We start from the raw sequence: 602 nt of genomic DNA, 5'->3' as shown, positions 1-602 counted from the left end.
AACACAGTGTCTTTGTGCGTCATAATCAAGAAGCTTCCGCCTCAGTATTTTTGACGCTATCGACAGGCGCCAACCTCAAGCAGCAAGAAGTGGACTCGATTGTCGATATGGTCGCGAGTGCCGTTCCAGGCATGAAGACATCGCGCATTACCGTCACGGATCAGCATGGCCGTTTGTTGAGCTCTGGTTCGCAAGATCCGGCGTCTGCCGCGCGTCGTAAAGAGCAAGAGTTAGAACGCAGCCAAGAACAAGCATTGCGTGAAAAAATCGACTCTGTTCTACTGCCTATTCTTGGTTTTGGTAACTACACCGCGCAAGTGGATATCCAAATGGATTTCAGTGCGGTTGAGCAAACTCGTAAACGTTTCGACCCAAATACGCCATCGACCCGCAGCGAGTACGCGCTAGAAGATTACAACAACGGCAACATGGTAGCAGGCATTCCGGGTGCGCTTAGTAATCAGCCTCCGGCGGATGCTTCTATTCCGCAAGACGTCGCGCAAATGAAAGACGGCTCGGTAATGGGGCAAGGCTCTGTACGTAAAGAATCGACCCGCAACTTCGAGCTAGACACCACGATTAGCCATGAGCGTAAGCAAACG

1 protein-coding gene is annotated in these 602 nt (G+C 51.5%); it reads left to right on the top strand.

The window, feature by feature from the left end; all coding sequences use genetic code 11:
* On the top strand, nucleotides 1-602 hold a 602-nt coding region (locus R8O10_RS26205; protein ID WP_318192095.1), incomplete at both ends, for a flagellar M-ring protein FliF C-terminal domain-containing protein.

It is taken from the genome of Vibrio sp. 1727, from assembly GCF_033344415.1.
GTDB lineage: Bacteria > Pseudomonadota > Gammaproteobacteria > Enterobacterales > Vibrionaceae > Vibrio > Vibrio alginolyticus.
The sequence above is the reverse complement of the archived record's forward strand: the minus strand, read 5'-3'. Positions and strand labels throughout refer to the sequence as shown.